We start from the raw sequence: 23478 nt of genomic DNA, 5'->3' as shown, positions 1-23478 counted from the left end.
AGAGTTGTTACAAATGATAAAGTTTTTAGAAAATGCTATTGATTTAGAATTAAAAAAGCAAATTTTACGATTAAAAGAAGTTGATAAAAATATAACATCATTTCAAACTTTTAAAACTAATTTTAAATGATTGGCAACAGCATTTGATGATGAGATTAATCATTTTTATGCGAGTCAAATTGAATCAAAAATTATTTCTCAATCATTATCGGTTAACATTAAACAAGAAATTTATTTATATTATTGAATTCGTGAAAATGGCATTAAAGGTTTAAAAGATAATTATGAAAAAGTATATTTTACTTTAGAAAAAGTGTTATCACCATTTGTAATGAAAATGAATTACTATCATTATCTTTTGAATGATAAAACGAAAGATTTACAACTTATTTTTCAAAATTTTATTAATAATTGAGAACAATTATTAATAAAGCGAGTTATTGATTTTAAATTAGCATCAATTAATGAATTAAGAAAAAAATATTTACGCGAAGTATATGACCGCATTGAAGTTGTTAAAAAATTTCGTCGTTTATATGGATTTATTTGAAATTTTTTTGGTCGTTTTTGAGATGGTAATGTTAAAGAACTTGAAAAGTTAGATTTAACACAATTACAAAAATTGGCAAATTTTTTGCAGTCTGATCCGGCAATTATGACAATTGCTAAATTATTAGGACGATTAAAAGGGCAATCTGATAAATTAGAAGCGGTAATTACTGAAAAGATTAATATTGAATATGAAATTCGTCCTGCTAGTAAATGACCAGAAGAAATTATTGGGGTTACCGAAAGTGCTGATTTAGAACATTTATTACCAATGGAACTAGTTCACTTAAATATTCCTAATTTACAACCAATTTTTTATAAAAAATTTGTTGAAAAAAAATTATCAACATTTGAATTTATTTCTAATGATGTAGTTACTATTGAAACAATAACAAAAGTAAAAAGTAATCATCCACTTCCAGAAACTGATGGACCATTTATTTTGTGTATTGATACTTCAGCTTCAATGCGTGGTGAACCGGAATATATTGCTAAGGCATTAAGTTTAGCAATTGTTAAACTTGCTTTAAAACAAAGGCGAGATTGTTATATGATTAATTTTTCTGATTCGTTAGAAGTATTTGATTTAACGACAGTTAAATCATCATTAAAAACTTTAGTTAAATTTTTATCACATTCATTTCATAGTAGTACGAATATAACTCTTGCTATTGTTCAAACTATTAATGTGATGAATCATAAAAAATATCAAAATGCTGATGTATTAATTATTAGTGATTTTTTAACAATTGATTTATCATCAAAACTAGTTAATCAAATTCAAGAACTTCATAATAATCATAATCGTTTTCATTCAATAACTATTGGTAATAATGGAAATGAACAAATAACAAGATTTTTTGATAATAATTGAATATATGACCCGCAAAATCCTTTTACTAAAAATGATATTATTGCGGATTTAGAAATTAAAACTAGGAGTAAAAGTAGTGAATAAAAAATATTTAAGATCTAATCTTTTAGAAAAAAGAGGAATTAATTAATGTGAATAAAATTTAAGGCAATACTTTTTAAAAAATCATTTAGTTTAACTTTTTGTGGGTGCATATTATTATTATTTTCGTTACCATTGTGTGTTTTGATTGTTGATAATTCTAATAGTAACCAATTATTAAAAATTAATCTTGCATATATTTTAAGTCTTTCGCCATTAACTTCATCATCAAATGTAGCTTTAATAACTTTTTTGTTATGAGGATTTTTATTTTCTTTAGCAATTATTCCTTTTGTTTATTGAATGAAAAATGATCATCACTATTGACGATTAGCATCATTGATATTACTAATTTGTGTCAGTTTAATAATTTGTGTTATTACGATTATTAGCGTTATTAATGGGGGATTAAAAATTATGAATGTTTGAATGGTTTTTATTGGTTTTATTCCTTTTGTAATTGGCATTACTTATGAATGTTATGAGTGATTGTTAGAATTTTTGCAAAATAAACAACAACATTTAAATCAAATTAAATATGCTTTAAATAAAGAAAATTCTATTAATCAAGAAGAACAATTATTAATTGCAGTTGATAAATTAAAAATTCGTTTACAAAAATTAAAAAAAGCATTGGACTGTGCTCATATAAATGGTAATATCATTTCGCAAAATTTAGAATTGAAGCAAATTAAAAGTTCTTCTTATAATAAAAAATATTATGAAGATAAAGTTAAGGAATAAAATTTAGTGTAGGATATATATTAAGAATTAGTTAATATCAATGGATTTTTTATGTTATAATTATAATCCATATTTAAAGAAACTATCTTTTAGGAGGAATTAATAACTAGTGGAAATTGATGATTGGCTTATTTTTAATATGAGTTGACAAATTACATTATCTTGGTTAGCACCAACAATATTTATTTTATTATTTTTAAGTGCTTTTTTTTCAGCAATGGAAACAGCATTAACCTCAATTAATATTATTAGGATTAAAAATTTAGCAAAAACTAATAAAAGACAGGCAAAAAAAGCTAAAAGAGTATATCTTTTAGTTAAAGATTATAGTATTACGATTACAACGCTGTTAATCGCTAATAATTTAGTTAACATTGCTTTAGCGACATTTGTTACTTTCTTTTTTGATAATCAATTGGGTTTACCAACATATTGATCATTAATAATATCAACAATGTTTTCTTTAGTGATTGTATTGCTATTTGGAGAAATTATTCCTAAAAATATTGCGCGATGAATTCCTGAAAGGTTAGCTATTAGTTGTTCATGAGTGATTGTTGTGGTACGGTTAATTTTTTACCCATTAGCTTATATGTTTTCAAAAATTAAATTAAAATCAGAGCATCCTTCAACAACAGAAAGAGAGTTATTAGAGCTTGTAAAAACTATTGAAAATGAAGGTGTTTTGGAAAAACAAGAGCGTCATTTAATTACTTCAGCAATTATGTTTGATGAAAAAACTGTTAAAGTGGCAATGCAGCCAAGAGATAAAGTAATAACAATTAATTACAATAGTTCTATTAGTGATATTAAGACTTTATATCGGCAAAAGAGGTTTACTAGAGTACCTGTAATAAATTCTAATACTAAAGTTGTTAAGGGAATTCTTAATGTTAAAGATATTATTATTAATACTCTTGATGATGAATCATTAACGATACCAGCGCTTTTGCAAAAACCGTTATTTTTGTCTAAAAATACCAAATTAAGTGTTGCCTTAGAAAAAATGCAAAAGAGTAAGATGCATTTAGCAATTGTAACAAGTAGTAAAACTAAAAAAGATTTTATTGGTATTATTACAATGGAGGATTTAATTGAAGAATTAGTTGGCGAAATTTATGATGAGCATGATGCAACAGGAAAAATTTATGAAATTGGACATCATAAATTTCAAGTAGTAGGAACAATTAAGTTAAAAAAGTTATTTCAAACTTTAAATGAATCAGTACCGGTAACAAATGCTAAGTCATTAAATGAATGATATCGTGAAATTAGCGGTGAAGCAAAAATTACTAAGAAAAGTCCAGAATTTCAATATAATAACTATATTTTCCGAATTATTAAAGTAAGAAATTCTTATGCTTCGTTTGAAATTGAAGTATTAACAAATAATAAAACTGAAAATTGAGAATAGTTAATTGGTTGCCTGTTATTATTAAGTAATAGGCGATTTTCTTGGGGAAAATATTGATTTTTTAGTAAAATACTATATAATTAAAAAAATAAGGTCCAAGTGGTGGAATGGTAGACACAATGGTCTCAAAAACCATCGGTTAATCCGTATCGGTTCGAGTCCGATCTTGGGCACCATTAATTTTAGAAAGAATTTTTGTTATGAAAATAATTAATTCAATAGATAATTCATTAATTAAGGATTTAGTCAAGTTAAAAGAGAGCAAGTATCGTAAAGAAAAGGAACAGTTTCTTATTGAAGGGTTTCACTTAATTGAAGAGGCTAAGAAACAAAATAAGTTATTAATGATTTTAACAACACAAGATATTGCTAATAAAATAGAAGATTTTAGTAATATAATTGTTGTTAATGAGCAAATTATTAAAAAAATATCTACAACTGTTAACCCACAACCAATTATTGGTGTTTGTAGTTTTTTAGATAACTATGAAGTTGATAAAAATTTAGTTGTCATGTTAGATAAGATTCAAGATCCGACTAATTTAGGAAACATCATTCGTAGTTGTGTTGCCTTTAATGTTCAAACATTATATATTAGTAATGATAGTGTTGATATTTATAATGATAAAGTAATTCGGACTTCAATGGGGGCGATATTTCATTTAAATATTATTAAAACTAATTTGGAACTTATTATTGCTAGTGTAAAAGATAAAGGTTTTAAAGTTTATGGTACAGTATTTAAAGAAGCTAATAATCGTTTGCGAGATGTAAAATTTAATAGTCAAGTAGCATTATTATTTGGTAATGAGGGTAAAGGAATAAATCCTCATTTATGACCATTGATTGATGATAATTTTTATATTCCAACATCAAATGGAGTAGAATCTTTGAATGTTGCTAATGCTTTAACTATTAGTCTTTATGAAATAATGAATCAAAATTAATGTAACTTTTTTAGTTGCATTTTTTTATGTCTTAGAGAGGAACTTATTAAATAAAAATGGTTAAGAAGATAGCATATGGTTGTTATTGCTACCACGATATATAAATTAAATGTTTAATTAAAAAAATAAAAATTTTAAAATAATAAACTAATAATGAAATAATGTTTCAAAGAAAAAAGTTTTTTTCACTTTATAGCGTATTAAAATAAAGTTGGCTTTAAGATATTAAATTAGTTAGTAAGGAAAGAAGGAATGTTAAGGTGAAAAAAATATTAATTATTGGTTCGGGAATTGTTGGTCTTGAACTTGCAAAGGAATTATTAGCACAATCTAATAATAAAATAACAATTATTGAAAAAAATCAAGATGTTTGTTCCGAAACATCAATTTTAAATTCAAATATTATTCATATGGGTTTTGACGCAACACCAGGAACTTTAAAAGCAATTTTGGGAATGCAAGGTCATAATATTTGAAAAAAAAGATATTTGGCGGATAAAAAAGCTAATAATGAGATTATAAAATATGCTCCTTCACAAGTATTGGGTTTTAATGAAGATGATGTTAAAATATTAGATCGGCTTTTAAAGCAAGGAATTGTTAATGGTATTAATAGTAATTTGTTAACATTAAATGCAAATTCATCTAGTAATAAAAATGTTAGCAAATATTTATTAGGCGTTGATTCTTATATTTTAAATGTTAAGAAATATGTAACGCTATTGCTTAAACAATGAGAAAATAATGATCGCATTAAAATTATTAAAAATTGTAGTTTTGTGGCATTAACAACTAAATTATTTTTTGATGGTCATAAAGATGTTATCCCATCTGATTTTGATTTAATTATTAATTGTGCTGGTCATGGGGCTCAGTTTAATATTGAAGAAACAAAAAACTTTAGTTTGTCATTAAGAAAAGGTCAGTATTTAGTTTGTGAAAATGAAGATAATATTGATGTGATATATTTTTTACCACCAACTAGTTTAGGAAAGGGGATATTAGTTGCTCCAAGCTTTGATAATAAAATAATTATTGGTCCAACAGCAGAAAATCATAATGATTATCATAATCACAATACAATTGTTTTAAAAACAGAAACTATTCAGGAATTAATTGCAACAGGGAAAAAAATAAAACCTGATTTAAATTTTAACATTACGAGTATGTTTGCTGGTTCAAGGTCAATTGAAGCAAAAAATGATTTTCATATTGAATGGGGTTCTGAAAAATGAATTAATGTTGTTGGTATATCTAGTCCTGGTTTAAGTGCAAGTCCGGCGATTGCTAAATATGTTGTTAATATGATTCAAGAAAAAGAATTAAAAAATAAAAATTAATAAAAATTAATAAAGATTATTAAGGATGGTAATAAAAAATATGAAAATTTGATTTGCAAAAATGTTTGCGTTTATGAAACCAGCAAAAGCAAAAGAACAATTAACTGAAGATTTTTTAATTAAAAAATATTTTAAATCTCATCAAGAGCGAGTATTTTGAATAGCAATAATATCATATATATTATATTATTTTATTAGAAGACAATGAAGTGTTGCTGGAAGTGATTTAATTAATAATGGTTTAATGACGAAAGATATTTATTCATTAGTTGGTATGGCAATGGGACTTAGTTATGGAGTTTCTAAATTTGTAATGGGTTCTGTTGGTGATCGTAGTAATGCGCGCTGATTCTTAGGAATCGGTTTAATTTTGTCATCATTAATGAATTTTGTAATGGGATGAACGGTTGGTATTAATATTACTAATATTGTATTAATGATGAGTTCAATGGCTTTAATTGGTTGATTTCAAGGAATGGGATGACCGGCTAGCGCTAGAAGTATGACTAATTGGTTTATTCCGAAAGAAAAACAAATGCGGATGACTTTCTGGAATACATCGCATAATTTTGGAACAGCAATAATTGCGATAATAATTATAATATCGCATTCATTATTAGAAGAATATATTGGTATTGCAGGTTACTTTATTTTGCCTAGTGCTATTGCTTTAGTTGGGGGAATATTAATTTGTATATTTATGAAAGACCGCCCAGAAAGTTTAGGTTTGTTATCAGTTGAAGAACATTATAAAAAGTATTACCCTGAAAAATTAGATATTGAAGTTAAAAAATTTGTTAGTGCTAATGGTAATAAAAATAAGCTTGTTGAAAAAACTTGATTTTATTATTTTAAAAAATATGTTTTATTAAATAAAAATTTGTGAATTATTGCTTTTGCTAATTTATTTATATATGTATTAAGAAATGGTGTTTCTGATTGAACATTAACTTTCTTTAAAGAACAGCATAATTTTGATGTTAAAAATCAAGGTAAATGATTATGAAGTATTTTTGAATGAATGGCAGTTCCAGGAACGATATTAATGGGATTTACTGCTAAAACATTATTTAAAGGAAGATTAACACCGATTATGATAGCAGCAATTGCTATTACGACATTATCAATTGTTGGTTTATGACAAGCTCAATATCAAAGTATTTGACAAATTGTTCTCTTTATGGGAATTGCTGGTTTTTGTATTTATGGTCCAGTTGCGTTTATTGGGATGCAAGCGATGGATTTATCAAATAAAAGAGTTGTAGCGACAGCTGCTGGTTTTACGGGGATATTTGGTTATTTTGGTGATGCTGTGATATCTAAAGTTGTTATTGGTTCGGGATTACAAAGTTTAAGCAATCGTTGGGATACAACCTTTATATTTTTAATAGTTTGTGGTGTAAGTGCTTGTATATTATTATCATTAGTATGAAATAAATCGTATCACGATAATGAAAATGAATAGAATTTATAGTTATTATAATAATTAGATTTAATATTTACTTGTGATAAAAGAAAGATAAAAAAAGAAATTATATTTAAAATATAATTTCTTTTTTTATTAGGGTTTACATAGAATTTGTTATAATTAAACAAGTTATTATATGATAGTAGGGTGAAGTAAATGACAGAACAACAATTACAGGAATTATTAGTGCAAGCAAAAAAGGAAGTTAATGAATGTCAAGATTTAGACCTTTTACAAACTTTAAAAATAAAATATTTAGGTAAAAAATCGCAATTAGCTACTTTGTTAGGAACAATGCATAATTTAAAAAATGAAGCAAGAATTGCTTTAGGAAGGATGATTAATGTTTTTAAAAAGGAAATAATTAGTTTATTTGAAACTCAAGAAAAATTTTTAAAGGAAAAAAATTTGGCATTAGAATTAAAATCAGAAACAATTGATGTTAGTTTACCAGTGAATAGTTTTTTGATTGCTAATCGTCATCCTTTAAATTTAATTATTTGTGAGATTAGTGAAATTTTTGAACAGTTAGGGTATGAAATTGTGCAAGGACAGGAAGTAGATACTGATGAATATAACTTTGAAAGGTTAAATTTAGCTAAAAATCATCCAGCTCGTGAGATGCAAGATTCATTTTATTTAGATAGTAATTATTTGTTAAGAACACATTGTACTAATGTTACGGCTCGTTATTTAGAAAAATATAAAGATGCTTCTTTATCGTTAGCTATTGTTTCTATTGGTAATGTTTATCGTCGTGATGATGATGATGCTACGCATAGTCATCAGTTTATGCAAATTGATGGTTTTTTAGTTGCACCAAATATTTCCTTTGCTAACTTGAAATGAACTTTAAATTATTTAATTAAACGCTTATTTAACGAAGAAAGTAAAATGCGCTTGCGCCCCAGTTATTTTCCTTTTACGGAACCATCAGTTGAGGTGGATGTAAGTTGTACTAAGTGTGCTGGTATTGGATGTAGTATTTGTAAACATACAGGGTGATTAGAAATTTTAGGTGCTGGAATGATTAGTCCGAATGTTTTTATTAAAAATAATCTTGTTGCTTCTTTACAAGGTTTTGCTTTTGGTATTGGTATTGAGCGGATTGCAATGTTAAAATATGGTATTGAAGATATTCGTCATTTTTATAAGAATGATTATCGTTTTTTAAAGCAATTTAGAAATTTTTAGAATAATAGGAGCGTATATATGATTTTTACCCGTAAATTTTTAAATGAATATGTTGATTTAAAAAATATTAGTAATGAAGATATTGAACAAGCATTAAATGATAGTGGTTTTGAAGTTGAAAGAGTTTTTAGTTTTGATACTTTAAATACTAATATTGTTATTGGGAAAGTATTATCAAAAGTTAAACTTGCTAATTTTGATAAGTTATCGTATTGTATGGTTGATATTAATGAAGAGTTACCGATTCCTGTTGTTTGTGGTGCTAATAATGTTGAAGAAAATCGTTTTGTTATTTTTGCTAAAATTGGTGCTCATTTAGCCAATGGCATGATTATTGAAGAAAGAATGATTGCTAATAAGCCTTCATTAGGAATGATTTGTTCGTTACAAGAATTAGGAATCCCTAAGGAAGTTTTAGCTAATCAAGATGCTGTTGGGGTTTATTTATTTCCTGAGGATGTTAATTATCCATTAGGTAATACTAATCCTTTAAGTTATATTTTTGAAAATGATACTGCTTTTGTTATTAATTTGACCTATAATCGTAGTGACTGTTTAAGTGCTTATGAATTAGCTCGCGAGATAGCAGCATTCTTTAAATTGCCTTTAAAATCGTTAATAACTGATGATTTTTCTCATTTAGGAAATTTAGTTAATGATAAGTTATCATTAGATATTAAAATTGATAATAATCTTGTTAAAGCGATGAAAAATGTTACGGTGTTAATTGATAGTAGTGTCGTTACGCCAAAGTGATTATTTTCAAGACTTTGTTATGCTAATATTCGTCCAAATAATTTAATTCAAGATTTACTAAATTATGTTTCTTGAGAAACCGGACAACCATTAGTAGGTTATGATTTTTCAAAAATTAATAGTGAAATATCAATTCAAAAAGCGATGGCAGAAACGAAAGTTAATGACCAAGAGATATCTTTACAAGATTTTGTCATTGCTGGTGATGATATTATTGAAGTGTTAGGTGTTATGACTAACAAGAAATATGAAATTATTAATGCAACTAAACAATTTGTAGTTTTAGCATTACATTTAAATGAGAAGCAGATGTATGAGCAAAAGAAAAGATATTTATCATTACTTAATGCTAATAATTTATTACGATGGTCAAAACCATCAAATGGGCATAATTTAGAAATTGCTATCCAAAGGTTTTTAGAGTTATTAACATCAATTGTAGCTATTAAACAAGTATCACCAATAATTAATAATAAAGTGTTAGCGATAAAAAATGTAACGATAAAAACATCATTAAAAATTCAGAAAAGTATTTTAGGCATTAGTGATTTAACAAAAAAAGATATTATTGAATTTTTAAAACCGTTAGGGTTTTTAATTTCGGAATCGGGTATTAATGATGATTTAGTAATTACTGTCCCTAAGTATCGTCTTGATATTATGAATGAGGCTGATATTAGTGAGGAAATTGCTCGTAGATATGGTTATAACAATATTCCTAATATAATGCCATTATTTATACCATTAACTAAAGAAAAAAATTGAAGTAAATATATTTTAGAAACAATTATTAGTTATTTATTAAATCAAAATATTTTTGAAACAAAAACTTATAATTTAGAGTCAAGTATTAATTTAAATCGTTTTAATTTTTTTAATGTTACAAAACCTGTTAAGGTATTACAACCAATGTCGTTAAATCATCAGTATTTAAGAACTAATTTAGTAAATTCGTTGTTAACAATAGCCCAATATAATAATTTCCGAAAAATTAATGATATTAAAATTTATAGTTATGAAGATATTTATGATGATTTAAAATTTCATCATCAACAATTATCAATTTTATTGCAAGGTAAATGAATGGATATTCCTTATTTATCACAAGCAATTACTGTTGATTTCATTAATACTAAGGGATTATTGCAAGGAATATTGCGGAAATTAAACTTTAATGATCAAGATATTCAGTATGTTCCTTCAACATACGATGATTTGCATCCGCATTTACAAGCTAATGTTGTAATAAAAAATCAGCAAATTGCGATAATTGGTAAAGTGCATCCAAAAATTCAACAAGAATTAGATTTTAAAGATGATAATTTTATTATTTCATTAAATATGACATTAATTAATGAACTTTTTAAAGGCGATATTAAATATCAGACAATTATTAGAAATATGTTTTTTTGATTTGATTTGTCGCTTTTAGTTAATAAAGATACAAACTATGATAGTATTATTAAGCCATTGTTAAATATTAGTAATAGGTTAGTTGATTTGCAACTTATTAATGAGTATGAAAATGTTGATAAACTTGGTCAAGATAAAAAATCTTGAACTTTACGATTATTTTTTAATGATGCAAGAAAACAACTTACTGATGAAGATTTAAAAGAGCAGTATGATTTATTTTTAAAAGCAATGAAAGATTTAAAAGTTATGGTGCGCTAATCGTTATTTATTAACTAGAAAGGTATAAAAATGAAAACAATAATTAATGATAATTTTAAAAATGATGATGAATTACAATTAACAAAAAGAGAAATAGTAATTCGTAATTATAATCCTTGAAAAGCAATATTTTTTATGTGCTTGCCAACCGTTATAATTATGATTATTATGTCAACATATAATTTGATTGATAAGTTTTTAGCATTACAATTTGCTGATAGTTATGTTATTAGTACATTTTTAGAAAATAATCCTTTAATTGAACAAAATAATTTGCAAATGTTAGCTCGAAATATTATTAATGTTGCAACCCAATATTCTTCTTCAACAATTGGTTTATTGACAGCTTTTAGTTTATTTATTGCTATTGGGACATCAACAAGGTTTGGTATTGCTTATGGGGAAAGAAATAATCCATTAATATCGCGAACTATTGGTAATGGAATTTCTTTAATGATTATTGTTGCTATTGTTTTAACACCAATTTTAGTATTTACTAATGAACCGCTAATTGCTTTGCAATCAAAAAATTCGCAAATGACAAATCCTGAAGTATATAAAATTACTTTGCAGTTGGCAGTTGGTTATACGAAGTGGTTTATTTTCTTTTTATTTTTTGTATTACTAAGTAATTTTTTAATTAATTTATTAAGATCTGAAGGTCAAGGTTTTTGAGCAACAATTATTATTTTTACTTCAGTAATTGTTAATGTTGTTTTAGATATTGTATTAATGGTTTATGGTAAATTAGGATTAGAAGGGGCAGCGATTGCGACAGTTATTTCGTGACTTTGAAATATTATTTTTGCATTATTAGTTATCTATTTAGATCCGAAATCAAAGTTAAAAATTTATTGAGAAGATTTGAAAATTGAAAAAACGATTTTATATAATATTATTGCTATCGGAATGACACCATTATTTATTAATATTTCAGTTGCTGTGACATCAGCACTATCTAATTTTTTTGTTTCAATGTTAAGTAGTGAATTACCTCGGCCGGGTTTTACTGTTCCATGAGTTGTGCAATTATTTGCTGGGATTGCGCCATGAATTGCGTTAACTGATTCTCCTTTAATTGGTGTTAGTCAAGGCGGAAGGGCATTATTATCTTATTCTTATGGTGCTAAAGATTATCAAAGGATTTGGGATATTCTTAAAAGGATAATTTTAGTGCAATTTTTAATATTAATAATTACCGAATTAATTATTGGTATTTTTGGTAATGAAATGTTAAGTCTATTTATTTCTAATGTTGATACGACTTATCGGTGATATTTCTTCTTAAGTTATTTAGTTTATCCAACAGTTGTTGTGCCATATGTTGGGATTATTTTTTATCAATCAATTAGTCGTCCTAAGATGTCATTATTTTTTTCGGCGCTTCGTTCAATAATTGTTTTTATACCTTGTATTATTATTGGTTATTTCGTTGCTTTGGTAACTAAAAATGCTCATTATTATTTTTTATTTTTAGGTTTGGTAGCACCAATTTCAGCTTTGATATCAATCCCAATATTAATTATGATTTGAAAAAAATATCGTTCTTATTTAAAATTAAATAGTGCAAAAAAAGTGAGGAAGAGTAGTGGAATATTCACAAAGTTATTTAAAAAATAATCCAGTTATTAATTTGGATAATGTTATTACGATTAATCCCGAAGTGATAAGAGCTAGTAATAGTCATATTAAAGAAGTTAATTATGCGCATCTTAAAGGGACAATAATTTATAACTCACAAGTTAATTCATTAATTATTGATGTGCAAGTGACAGTAAGGATAACATTATTGTGTGCTTTAAGTTTACAACCTTTTAGTTGAACTAATGAATGAAATTGAAAGGATGAGTATGGTTTTGATTACTTTAATTGTAATTTAAACTATATTAATGAAAAAATATTTTATTTAGATAAGTATTTGTGAGATGAAATATTTGCAATAACTCCTATCAATTTAACAGTAAAAGATGTTAAAATATGTAAGAAAGGTAAAAAATGACAATTTATTATTGAAAAAGAAGTTTATAATTCTTTAGAACAAGATAGTCGTTGAATGCCCTTAAAAAAATTGAAATTAGAAAGTATTAAGGAGGATAAATAATGGCAGTTCCGTTTCGACGTATATCAAAAACAAGAAAAGCGAAAAGAAGAACACATTTTAAGTTATGACATCCAACATTAGTTAGTTGTACTAATTGTGGTGCAAATATTAAGCCCCATCGTGTTTGTAAAGAATGTGGTTATTACAAAGGCAAAGAAGCAGTTAAAATTGGTGAGTAAAATTTGTATTTAATTTCAAATGATAAAAAAAGAGCATTGCTTATAATAGCAGTGCTTTTTTTAAAATTTTTAATAAATTGTGTTAAATTTTATTGAAAAACTTGTTAATTAGGAATATAATGTGTTTACTAGTGGGAGAAAGTGGGTTATAATATGCTGTTAGGACAATTTAAACATAGTCTTGATGATAAAGGCAGAATTATAGTTCCGACACGCTTTCGTAGTAAACTAGGTGAACAAGTAGTCATTTCTAAAGGCTTTGATGGTTGTTTAGTATTAAGAGCGTATGATGTGTTTATTAAATGACAAGAGCAAATTTTATTAAGTTCAGAAGGTTTAAAGGATAGTCGTATCTTACAACGACAAATTTTTGCTAATTCTTTAGAACTTAATATTGATAAAGTTGGAAGAATTAATCTTCCGGCAAATTTATTAATATTAGCTAATATTAAGAAAGAAGTTATGATTATTGGACTTGCTAATAAAATAGAAATTTGAGACATTAAGGCCTGAGAAAATTATTTAGTAAATGCTGAAAATAATTTAGAACAATCTGCTCAAAATTTAATAATGAATATTGAGGAGAAAAATTAATGTTAAAACATAAACCAGTTTTATTGTCAGAAACCATAGACTTATTAAATATTAAATCTGATGGTATTTATGTGGATTGTACTTTAGGAAGGGCAGGACATAGTGAGAAAATTTTAGAAAAGTTAACAACTGGAAAATTATATTGTTTAGAACAAGACAAACAAGCAATTGTTGATGCTAAAGTAATATTAAATAAATTTCATAATTATGAAATTATTGCCACTAATTTTCGTCATTTAAAGAAAGAATTACAATTAAGAAATATTTTACAAGTTGATGGTATTATTTATGATTTAGGAGTATCATCACCACAATTAGATGAAGCAGAGCGAGGATTTAGTTATCATCAAGATGGTCCTTTAGATATGCGAATGGATCAAAATCAAACGCTATCGGCAGAAGTTATTGTTAATAATTGAAGTTTTGAAGATATTGTTAATATTTTATGAATTTATGGTGAAGAAAAGTTTGCAAGAACAATAGCTCGTGCTATTGTAAAATATCGTGAAAATAGTAAAATTATAACAACATTACAACTTGTTGATATTGTTAAGAGTGCCTTACCAATGAAAATTTTAAAAAAGGCTAAACATCCAGCCAGAAAGATATTTCAAGCATTAAGAATTGCCGTTAATGATGAATTAGATAGTTTGCGAGTTTCGTTAAAGCAATCTTTGCAACTATTAAAATCAAAAGGGGTGCTTGTGGTTATTAGTTTTCATTCTTTGGAAGATCGGATTGTTAAAACATTATTTAAAGAACAAGTAGTTCCTAAATTTGATCCATTATTATCTAAATTACCAATCTCAATCAAATGGGACCCTAGTTTTGAATTATTAACTAAAAAAGCTGTTTCGCCTTGTGAGCAAGAAATTCAAGAAAATTCTCGTGCTCGTAGTGCTAAATTAAGGGCAATCAGAAAAATTTAAGGAAGGTATTGTTAGTGATTAATCAAGAGCTTTATGCAGTTATTGAAATAGATACTAAACGCATTAAATTTATGGTTTTTAGTTATCATAAATCACAGTTTAATGTTTTGTTTAATCATATGCAAAATGGTAATTTTTGTGATAATGGTGTTGTATTAGAACCTAAAATTGTTGGTAAACTTATTAATATGATGGTTAAAAAGGCTAATTTGCAATTAGCAATTCAAATTAAACGCGTGGCTTTGAATTTAGTAAGTAATGGTTTAACTATTCGTCAGGGACAAACAATAATTGAAATTAATCGCAAACAACATCGGATTACTAATGAAGATATTAGTAATTTGATTGCAATGAGTAAAAATATTTCTCTTGCTAATGATGAAGTTATTTGTTTGACACGACCATATAAATTTATTGTTAATGGCCAGAAAAAGCTACCATACCCGCCAATTGATGAGTTAGCAACAAGTGTTGCGGTTAATTCGTTAGTCTATACAATTAAAAAAGAAGTTTATAATTCACATTTAGAAGCAATAAATTATAGTAAGTTAGAGTTGTTATCTTTAGTTTTAATGCCTTTTTGTCATGCTTGAGCAACAGTTTCTCGCAAAGAATTACAAGAGGGAGCAATTATTATTGATTGAAATTATGATAATACGCAAGTAAGTATTTTTGCTAAAGAAACACTGTATGATTTAAATATTATTGATTATGGGTTTAAAAATCTTATTGCTGATTTACAATATGCTTTGCAATGTCCATGAGATGTTGCTGAAGACTATTTACATAAAATTATTAATATTGATAATAATTTTTTGGATAATAAGATTATTTACTCTAAATATGATTATGAGAAAAAGAAATATTTGGAGTATAGTCATCAAACATTAAAAAATATTATTATTAGTCGTGTTGAGGCAGTTTTAATTAAAATTACGGAGCATTTGGCACATATTTTGAAAGCGAGAAATTTGCCAATTGTGTTTTTGGGTGAAGTAATGAAGATTGCTGGTTTTGTTAATTATATTAATAAAAATAGTAATTTAGCATCATTACGGTTTTATAATTCTAATATTATTGGTGCTAATGATGAAATTTGGTCAGGACTTATTGGTAATGCTTATTATCAACACTTATTAAACAAAAATACTATTGAAAAAGTATTTTCAATTGATAGAATAAGTAGAGAACCACAATATCCGAACATACCTAAGAATCATAAGTTAGATTATGTTCATAAGTATTAGTAATATTTGCCGGTTTAATTCATAAAGAGGAGATGAAGAGAAATGAATAATGATACTCAACTAGAACAATATGATCAAGTAGCTCATATTAAAGTAATTGGTGTTGGTGGAGCTGGAAACAATGCTGTTAATCGCATGATCGAGGCAGGAGTTCAAGGTGTTGATTTCATTGTTGCAAATACTGATGCTCAAGTATTAAGCGTTTCTAAAGCTCGTGAAAAGATTATTTTAGGCAAACAATTAACTAAAGGTTTAGGAGCAGGTGCTAATCCAGAAATTGGTAAGCAAGCAGCAATTGAAACTGAACCGGAAATTAAAAAGATGTTAGAAAATTCTGATATGGTTTTTATTGCCGCTGGGATGGGTGGTGGAACTGGTACGGGAGCGGCACCAATTATTGCCCGAATTGCTAAAGATTTGGGTGCTTTAACAATTGCTATTGTTACAAGACCATTTACTTTTGAAGGTCGTTTAAGAAGTTCTTATGCTGTTCAAGGTATTGAAGAATTAAGAAAGCATGTTGATTCATTAATAATTATTTCTAATGATAAGTTATTGCAAGTAATTGGTGGTGTGCCTTTAACAGAATCATTTAATGAAACTGATAATATTTTACGACAAGGAGTACAAACAATTACTGATTTAATTGCTGTTCCCGCGTTAATTAATTTAGATTTTGCTGATGTTAAAACAGTCATTGAAAGTAAAGGTAGTGCTTTATTTGGTATTGGTATTGGCACTGGTGAAAATAAAGCTATTGAAGCTGCTAATAAAGCGATTTCTTCACCATTATTGGAAGCATCAATTAAAGGAGCTCAAAATGCGATTGTGAATGTTACAGGTGGTAATACTATGTCATTATTTGATGCTAATGATGCTGTTGATATTGTTCGTCAAGCTGCTGGTAGTGAAGTAAATATTATTTTTGGTGTTGCTGTGAACGAACATCTCGATGATGAGATGATTGTTACGGTTATTGCTACTGGTTTTGATGAAAGACAAATTGAGAAAGCTAATCCTCAGGTTATTGAAGAAGCCCGATTAAAAAGATTTCGCCCCGTAGGAGCAGAAAATTTGTCTAATTTTGGTTATGAAAATGATCAGTTGCAAGAACGAAGTGTTATTTATAAACCGCAAAGAGTTGGTAATTTTAAACCATCACCAGATGGTTTACAAGAGGAATTAAGTAATGATGATGATTTACCACCATTTTTAAGAGGGCGATAATGATGTTCAAAAGAAGACAAAAAAAATCAGCAATATTGGTTCAAAATGATGACAGTCAATCTAATCCAGTATTGTCACAGTTACATTCAACAATGAGGCTTCAAGATAATGATTTAAGTCCTACTGTGCAGTCATTAGCAGTTGATGAGAATTTAACAAAACCATTATTAGAATATGAATTAGAAGCTTATGCTCAAGTTGTTGCTTTAGCAGACCGTTTAGTTGCTGGTGAAAATTTAATTGTTAATGTTGCAAATTTATCACCAATTGATCGCAAACGCACTTTAGAGTTTTTAGGTGGTGTTATTTATACTTTGCAAGGTAAAGCTCAAAAAATTGATGCTTGTGCTTATGTTTTTATTAGTAATGAAAATTTTTAATAGTTATTATTTTAGCGATCAGAGATTTTTATGTAAAATAAATATTTAATAGACATAATTGGTGTCTATTTTTTATGTTATGATTTTAATAGGTGATGAATATGAATTATTCCAGAGATTATATATTGAATGAGAAACAAATGGTGATTGATAAATTAAAACAAGAAAATAATATTTTAAAACAACGAATTTATACTTTAGAAAAATATATTAATGATTTGCAAAGAAATTTGCATATTAAACAAAATGAAATTATTAATAATGCTAATCAAAATGCTAATGTTATTATTGCTAAAGCCATTAATATTGCTTATAACTTTAAAATTGAATTAGAACAATTATGGTTAGATTTAGAAAGTAAACAAACTGATCCGGTGATGGTTTTAAAATTAATTGATAACTTTTTAGAAAAACATCAACAAACATTTTTAGTAAATGCTAATGAATCGCATCGCGTTTTTCAAGATTTAGAGGCATCTTTACAATTAGTTAAAAATAATTCATAATTTTAACAATTTTTATTGCATAATTGATTAATATTAAGTTATGGTATTGTAACCTGAATTGTAAATATAAATGGGACAGTTTTTTAAAATAATTGTATTAAATCTATTGGTCTTTTATAAGATAATGATTTTCTGGGTGTAGAATTAATTTGAAATGCTATAGAATTTAAGTCTTTTTGTTTATATGAAGATAAATCAGTAGATTTTGGTAAATATCTTCTTAAAATACCATTATTGTTCTCATTTAAACCTCTTTGACAAGGTTTTCCGGCATCTGCAAAATAAATTTTAACATTACAATTTTTTTCAATTAATTTTCATTTACTAAATTCTTTACCACGATCAAAAGTAATAGTTTTAATTGTTCCTGGTATTAATTTTGAAATAAATTTTATTATACTTTGTGTAATACTTTCTGCTTTATGATTTTTAGTTTTCAAAGGAATTGTGGTTTTTGATCATATATCAGCTAAAGTAATAATAGAACTTTTATGATCTTTACCAACGATAGTATCTCCCTCTAAATGGCCAAATTCTTGTATATTTTTAATATTTGGAATGATTAAATTTCTTTCATGAATAGATTTACAATTATTAATTCTGCCCCTAGTTTCTTTTTGTTTATGAGGTTTATTTTTGCCTTTTCTCAATAAATTTTTTTCATCAAAACCCATTCGATTTGTTTTAAACATGTTATATAAAGTTTTTGTTGAAATATTTTTTATTTTATTTTTCTTTAAAAAATCAGCAATTATATCAAGAGCATAATTTTTAGTAATTAACAAATGATTGATAGTATTAATTTCTGTTAAAGTTAAAATTATTAATTTTCTACCTGCATTTTGTTTATTTTTTTGAACTTGATTCAATATTTCTAATGGTAATAAGTTTTGATTTAATAATTTACAAACTCTGTGTACAGTTGATTTACTATAATCAATTGCTTTTGCTATTTTACGAATAGAAAATCCATAACTTTTATATTCTTTTATTGCTATTATTGATTCAATAGTCAGATACTTATACATTGTGCTAATTCCTTTCTTTTCTTAATTATAGAATTAACACAATTTGTTTTTTATATAAGTGTCCTTTTTAATTTTACATTTCAGGTAACTTAAAAGCAAAAATAACAAGTTTATATAAGATTTTGTTATTTTTTTATTTTGTTTATAAATTTAAATTAGAGAGGATATTAAAAAATGAATGAAAATATTTTTATAATTTTTATTGCCAAAAGAATCATAAAGGTTCCTGAAATGATATCACAAATAATAAAAATAAATACTAAAATACAATTTGATGAACTTTATAATTTGCTGATTGCAAATGAAACTAAAAATAAATTGCAAAAGTTTATTACTAGATTTTCTAAAGAAAAAGGTTTGGAATGCCAACAAGACTTTAATAGTTTTATTATTTCATTAGTAGAATATAAAAAAAATCAGCAGATTTTAAAATTATTGCTACTACAAATCGCATTTATAAAATTTTAAAATTAGATAAAATTTCTTTATTTGATGATTTCCCTAAGATTATTAATGAAAAATTGTTAGGGTGAAGGTTTAAAAATAATAAATCTGCAATCGAATCCTTAAAAATAATTTTAGAATTAGGTGCTAATATTAATATTAAAAATAGTTTGGGTGAGACCCCATTACATCGAGCTAAAAATTTTGCTAATATTAAAATTTTAATTGCATATGGTGCTGATGTTAATGCTGTCAATAATAAAGGCATTAGACCAATTCAGAAAACTAGGAATTCTGATATTATTAGGTTATTAAGAAAAAATGGTGCTAATTCTAATATTGACAATAATTTAATAATAAAATCAATTCCTAAAATTAAGAATGCTGATATTATTAAATTATTAATCGGTAATGGTGTTAATCCTAATGGTGCTGCTATTAAATTATTACTAGAAAATTGTACTGATGTTAATCCTGATGTTATTAAATTATTACTAGAAAATTGTACTGATGTTAATCTTGATGTTATTAAATTATTACTAGGAAGTTATCCTAATGTTAATGCACAAGATAGTTTTGGTAATACTTTACTGCATTATGCTAACAATATTACTGTTGTTAAAATGTTATTATTTCGTGATGCTAATACTAATATTGAGAATTTTGAAGGCAAAACGCCGTTAGATCTTGCAACTGGTGAAAAGTATAATCTGTTGTTAAAATGTGGTGGTAAATATGGCAGTTTTTCAAAATTAAAAGCGGTTAATTCGCAAGATAGTGAATTAATTGATTTTAATAATATTTTTCATTATGAGAGTAGTGCATTGGAACAACAAAAATGAGATGAATTTTTAAAGGATATTACAACATCACAACAACAAAATAATGATACTGAGGATTTGGTTAATGATGGTTTTGTCATTAAACAATCACAATTAGTAGAACAACAAAAATGAAATGAATTTTTAAAGGATATTATAGGACAAGATTCCAAATAACGAAACAGTTTGAATTAAAATACCACAAGTGTTGAAACGATAAAATGTTTGTAATTAAGTTCATTCAAACGGATTAATTTTCTTAATAATATTTTTAGGTCGCGTTTAGTTTTCTTAGGTATTTTTAAAAAAAGAAAAAATAATCATTTACTATAAATTATTTCAATATGCAAATTAAGTATATATTTCTTATGTATGATTTTTTTTGTAAAAAATTATTTTAATGTTGTTTTTATAAGTATTTTAGTGAGTTTTTATAACCTTTTATTAAGATTATGTTTGTTAATATTAAATATTTTGTTTTATTACTTATTTTTTAGATAAAATGATAATTAAATTGTGATTACTTTTTTTTCAAAATTATTTAAACCTTTTCCTACCTAACAAAACTTTACGCGTCCTCGTGTTTTGCTAAATTATAATAAATATGCTTTTTCCAAATCTTAGTCTGAAATCTATTCACTTTGCAGCTTCATTATATACCGTCAAACAAAAAATTCTACTTTTACTATATAAACTTCTTACAATACTATGATAATAACTGGAAATTGTAGATTGAAGCAATTAAATTTAACTTTGTTAAAATTACTACCAAGAAAGGCAATTTTTTATGTTAGAGATTAATAATAATGTAAAAACCGTAGAAAACAAACATTGATTCAGTTTATTTACAACCCATAAAAATATGTACACCAACAAATGCCAACAATTAGCTAATGAATATGAAAAATTAGATGAATACTTATATAAATATCATTATCGGTTAAAACAAGGTTATAAAGTAGTTCATTTTGCATCAAGAATAATTATTACAATTTTTGGTGAAGTTACTTTTAAACGATGCCGATATAAATATTGAAATCAAAAATCAGGTAAATTTGAATATGTATGTTTACTAGATAAAGAAATTGGTTTATTGCCAAAACAACGTATTTATTTTGATGTCCAATTTAAAGTTTTAAGTCTTTTAGGTGATGGTAAAAGGTATCGCGATGTTTTAGATGCTCTAAATCATTGTTATATTTCAAAAGCTAGTATTTCAAATATTTTAAATAAATACGATATTGTCGAATATTTTCAACTAGCAGAAAAAGAAACTAAAACTAGAATTGATGTCAAAAATAAGGATTTATATATTCAACTAGATGAGACATTTTTAGCGACATTAGACCATAAAGTTAAAAAAGACCAAAGAATTCGTTTAGTTACTTTTCATACCGGACATAAAGAAAAAAAATACAAAAATGCTCGTAGAGAATTAGAAAACAAACGAGGTCATTTTCTAATGTTAAAAGTTGGTAAACGAATAAATACGATGGATTATCGTGATTTATTAATTAAAGAATTGCAAAAACATTATGTTAATATTAATTATGACAAAATAATTGTTTGTGGCGACGGTGCTACTTGAATTAGAGAAATTGCCAATAGCTTTGGTAATGTTAGATATATTTTAGATGGTTATCATGCTATTAAAAAATTAAAACAAACGGCATTTAATTCCTGAATTGTAAATATAAATGGGACAGTTTTTTAAAATAATTGTATTAAATCTATTGGTCTTTTATAAGATAATGATTTTCTGGGTGTAGAATTAATTTGAAATGCTATAGAATTTAAGTCTTTTTGTTTATATGAAGATAAATCAGTAGATTTTGGTAAATATCTTCTTAAAATACCATTATTGTTCTCATTTAAACCTCTTTGACAAGGTTTGCCGGCATCTGCAAAATAAATTTTAACATTACAATTTTTTTCAATTAATTTTCATTTACTAAATTCTTTACCACGATCAAAAGTAATAGTTTTAATTGTTCCTGGTATTAATTTTGAAATAAATTTTATTATACTTTGTGTAATACTTTCTGCTTTATGATTTTTAGTTTTCAAAGGAATTGTGGTTTTTGATCATATATCAGCTAAAGTAATAATAGAACTTTTATGATCTTTACCAACGATAGTATCTCCCTCTAAATGGCCAAATTCTTGTATATTTTTAATATTTGGAATGATTAAATTTCTTTCATGAATAGATTTACAATTATTAATTCTGCCCCTAGTTTCTTTTTGTTTATGAGGTTTATTTTTGCCTTTTCTCAATAAATTTTTTTCATCAAAACCCATTCGATTTGTTTTAAACATGTTATATAAAGTTTTTGTTGAAATATTTTTTATTTTATTTTTCTTTAAAAAATCAGCAATTATATCAAGAGCATAATTTTTAGTAATTAACAAATGATTGATAGTATTAATTTCTGTTAAAGTTAAAATTATTAATTTTCTACCTGCATTTTGTTTATTTTTTTGAACTTGATTCAATATTTCTAATGGTAATAAGTTTTGATTTAATAATTTACAAACTCTGTGTACAGTTGATTTACTATAATCAATTGCTTTTGCTATTTTACGAATAGAAAATCCATAACTTTTATATTCTTTTATTGCTATTATTGATTCAATAGTCAGATACTTATACATTGTGCTAATTCCTTTCTTTTCTTAATTATAGAATTAACACAATTTGTTTTTTATATAAGTGTCCTTTTTAATTTTACATTTCAGGACCTATTACATTTAAGAATGGCAAATTTAAACAAATTAAATGTATTACATTATATTAATGAAAATATTAATTCAGAAATAGAAATCAGAAAAGAAATATATAAAAATTCATTATGAAATAAATATAATAATAAAAATGATGATAGTTGAATTAATTATAAAGGTAATGCTGGATAGGCTACAATAAGTTGGACCATAATTATTATATAGACTTCAAAATTATTAAGAAAGAAGGAATATAA

The 23478-nt window shown here is 25.7% G+C and carries 23 protein-coding genes and 1 tRNA gene; 22 read left to right on the top strand and 2 right to left on the bottom strand.

Going from position 1 to position 23478, the window contains the following annotated elements; translation table 4 throughout:
- Positions 1-13: 13 nt before the first annotated feature.
- The 18 genes from AACK97_RS05450 to AACK97_RS05365 all read left to right on the top strand — a co-directional run bounded on the left by AACK97_RS05450 (position 14) and on the right by AACK97_RS05365 (position 18204).
- On the top strand, positions 14-1507 hold the full coding sequence (locus tag AACK97_RS05450; RefSeq protein ID WP_338967177.1) for a VWA domain-containing protein: 1494 nt from the start codon (positions 14-16) through the stop codon (positions 1505-1507).
- Between the two features lie 141 nt (positions 1508-1648).
- Positions 1649-2248 carry a hypothetical protein gene (locus AACK97_RS05445; protein ID WP_338967174.1) on the top strand — a complete coding sequence of 200 codons (600 nt, stop codon included), beginning with the start codon at positions 1649-1651 and terminating at the stop codon, positions 2246-2248.
- 109 nt (positions 2249-2357) lie between these two features.
- Positions 2358-3662, top strand: coding sequence for a hemolysin family protein (locus AACK97_RS05440; RefSeq protein ID WP_338967172.1), 1305 nt, complete (start codon positions 2358-2360; stop codon positions 3660-3662).
- Between the two features lie 93 nt (positions 3663-3755).
- Positions 3756-3838 (top strand) — tRNA-Leu (locus AACK97_RS05435).
- A gap of 24 nt (positions 3839-3862) precedes the next feature.
- The gene (locus tag AACK97_RS05430) at positions 3863-4609 is read left to right on the top strand and encodes an RNA methyltransferase (RefSeq protein ID WP_338967169.1); all 747 of its coding nucleotides are present in this window, start codon (positions 3863-3865) and stop codon (positions 4607-4609) included.
- Positions 4610-4869: 260 nt separating this feature from the next.
- Positions 4870-5949: an NAD(P)/FAD-dependent oxidoreductase gene (locus tag AACK97_RS05425; protein WP_338967166.1), complete on the top strand. Its 1080-nt coding sequence runs from the start codon at positions 4870-4872 to the stop codon at positions 5947-5949.
- A 40-nt stretch (positions 5950-5989) separates the two neighbouring features.
- Positions 5990-7414 (top strand): MFS transporter, encoded by a 1425-nt coding sequence (locus AACK97_RS05420; protein WP_338967165.1) that lies wholly within the window; start codon positions 5990-5992, stop codon positions 7412-7414.
- 159 nt (positions 7415-7573) lie between these two features.
- Positions 7574-8611, top strand: coding sequence for a phenylalanine--tRNA ligase subunit alpha (gene pheS / locus AACK97_RS05415; RefSeq protein WP_338967162.1), 1038 nt, complete (start codon positions 7574-7576; stop codon positions 8609-8611).
- Between the two features lie 18 nt (positions 8612-8629).
- Positions 8630-11041 carry a phenylalanine--tRNA ligase subunit beta gene (pheT, locus tag AACK97_RS05410; protein WP_338967160.1) on the top strand — a complete coding sequence of 804 codons (2412 nt, stop codon included), beginning with the start codon at positions 8630-8632 and terminating at the stop codon, positions 11039-11041.
- Positions 11042-11071: 30 nt separating this feature from the next.
- Positions 11072-12661 carry an MATE family efflux transporter gene (locus AACK97_RS05405; protein ID WP_338967158.1) on the top strand — a complete coding sequence of 530 codons (1590 nt, stop codon included), beginning with the start codon at positions 11072-11074 and terminating at the stop codon, positions 12659-12661.
- Positions 12630-13142 (top strand): hypothetical protein, encoded by a 513-nt coding sequence (locus AACK97_RS05400; RefSeq protein WP_338967156.1) that lies wholly within the window; start codon positions 12630-12632, stop codon positions 13140-13142. The genes AACK97_RS05405 and AACK97_RS05400 overlap by 32 nt, the downstream gene beginning before the upstream one ends.
- The gene (gene rpmF, locus AACK97_RS05395) at positions 13142-13321 is read left to right on the top strand and encodes a 50S ribosomal protein L32 (protein ID WP_338967155.1); all 180 of its coding nucleotides are present in this window, start codon (positions 13142-13144) and stop codon (positions 13319-13321) included. The genes AACK97_RS05400 and rpmF overlap by 1 nt, the downstream gene beginning before the upstream one ends.
- A 141-nt stretch (positions 13322-13462) precedes the next feature.
- Positions 13463-13915 (top strand): division/cell wall cluster transcriptional repressor MraZ, encoded by a 453-nt coding sequence (gene mraZ / locus AACK97_RS05390; protein ID WP_338967153.1) that lies wholly within the window; start codon positions 13463-13465, stop codon positions 13913-13915.
- Complete coding sequence (rsmH, locus tag AACK97_RS05385; RefSeq protein ID WP_338967151.1) at positions 13915-14844, top strand: 16S rRNA (cytosine(1402)-N(4))-methyltransferase RsmH; 930 nt, start codon at positions 13915-13917, stop codon at positions 14842-14844. The genes mraZ and rsmH overlap by 1 nt, the downstream gene beginning before the upstream one ends.
- Positions 14845-14858: 14 nt before the next feature.
- A complete protein-coding gene (locus tag AACK97_RS05380; protein WP_338967150.1) occupies positions 14859-16091 on the top strand; it encodes a hypothetical protein in 1233 nt (410 codons plus the stop codon).
- Between the two features lie 42 nt (positions 16092-16133).
- Positions 16134-17318: a cell division protein FtsZ gene (ftsZ, locus tag AACK97_RS05375; RefSeq protein WP_338967148.1), complete on the top strand. Its 1185-nt coding sequence runs from the start codon at positions 16134-16136 to the stop codon at positions 17316-17318.
- Entirely contained in the window at positions 17318-17698 is a 381-nt protein-coding gene (locus AACK97_RS05370) for a cell division protein SepF (protein ID WP_338967147.1), read from the top strand. The genes ftsZ and AACK97_RS05370 overlap by 1 nt, the downstream gene beginning before the upstream one ends.
- Before the next feature lie 101 nt (positions 17699-17799).
- Positions 17800-18204 carry a hypothetical protein gene (locus tag AACK97_RS05365; RefSeq protein ID WP_338967146.1) on the top strand — a complete coding sequence of 135 codons (405 nt, stop codon included), beginning with the start codon at positions 17800-17802 and terminating at the stop codon, positions 18202-18204.
- Positions 18205-18287: 83 nt separating this feature from the next.
- On the opposite strand, the gene AACK97_RS05360 is transcribed toward AACK97_RS05365, so the two are convergent.
- Positions 18288-19232: an IS30 family transposase gene (locus tag AACK97_RS05360; RefSeq protein ID WP_338966714.1), complete on the bottom strand. Its 945-nt coding sequence runs from the start codon at positions 19230-19232 to the stop codon at positions 18288-18290.
- 174 nt (positions 19233-19406) lie between these two features.
- Here AACK97_RS05360 and AACK97_RS05355 point away from each other — a divergent pair, with 174 nt between their 5' ends.
- The 3 genes from AACK97_RS05355 (at position 19407) to AACK97_RS05345 (ending at position 22211) form a co-directional block, all read left to right on the top strand.
- Positions 19407-19700: a hypothetical protein gene (locus tag AACK97_RS05355; protein ID WP_338967145.1), complete on the top strand. Its 294-nt coding sequence runs from the start codon at positions 19407-19409 to the stop codon at positions 19698-19700.
- Between the two features lie 53 nt (positions 19701-19753).
- Entirely contained in the window at positions 19754-20674 is a 921-nt protein-coding gene (locus AACK97_RS05350; RefSeq protein ID WP_338967143.1) for an ankyrin repeat domain-containing protein, read from the top strand.
- A 610-nt stretch (positions 20675-21284) separates the two neighbouring features.
- Entirely contained in the window at positions 21285-22211 is a 927-nt protein-coding gene (locus tag AACK97_RS05345) for an Mbov_0401 family ICE element transposase-like protein (protein ID WP_338967141.1), read from the top strand.
- Here AACK97_RS05345 and AACK97_RS05340 read toward each other — a convergent pair.
- Positions 22208-23152 (bottom strand): IS30 family transposase, encoded by a 945-nt coding sequence (locus AACK97_RS05340; protein WP_338966714.1) that lies wholly within the window; start codon positions 23150-23152, stop codon positions 22208-22210. The genes AACK97_RS05345 and AACK97_RS05340 overlap by 4 nt on opposite strands.
- 102 nt (positions 23153-23254) lie before the next feature.
- Between AACK97_RS05340 and AACK97_RS05335 the strand changes: the two genes are divergently transcribed.
- A complete protein-coding gene (locus tag AACK97_RS05335) occupies positions 23255-23413 on the top strand; it encodes a hypothetical protein (RefSeq protein WP_338967139.1) in 159 nt (52 codons plus the stop codon).
- The last annotated feature ends 65 nt before the right edge of the window (positions 23414-23478 follow it).

Source organism: Spiroplasma endosymbiont of Lonchoptera lutea (assembly GCF_964019715.1).
Lineage (GTDB): Bacteria > Bacillota_I > Bacilli_A > Mycoplasmatales > Nriv7 > Nriv7.
The sequence above is the reverse complement of the archived record's forward strand: the minus strand, read 5'-3'. Positions and strand labels throughout refer to the sequence as shown.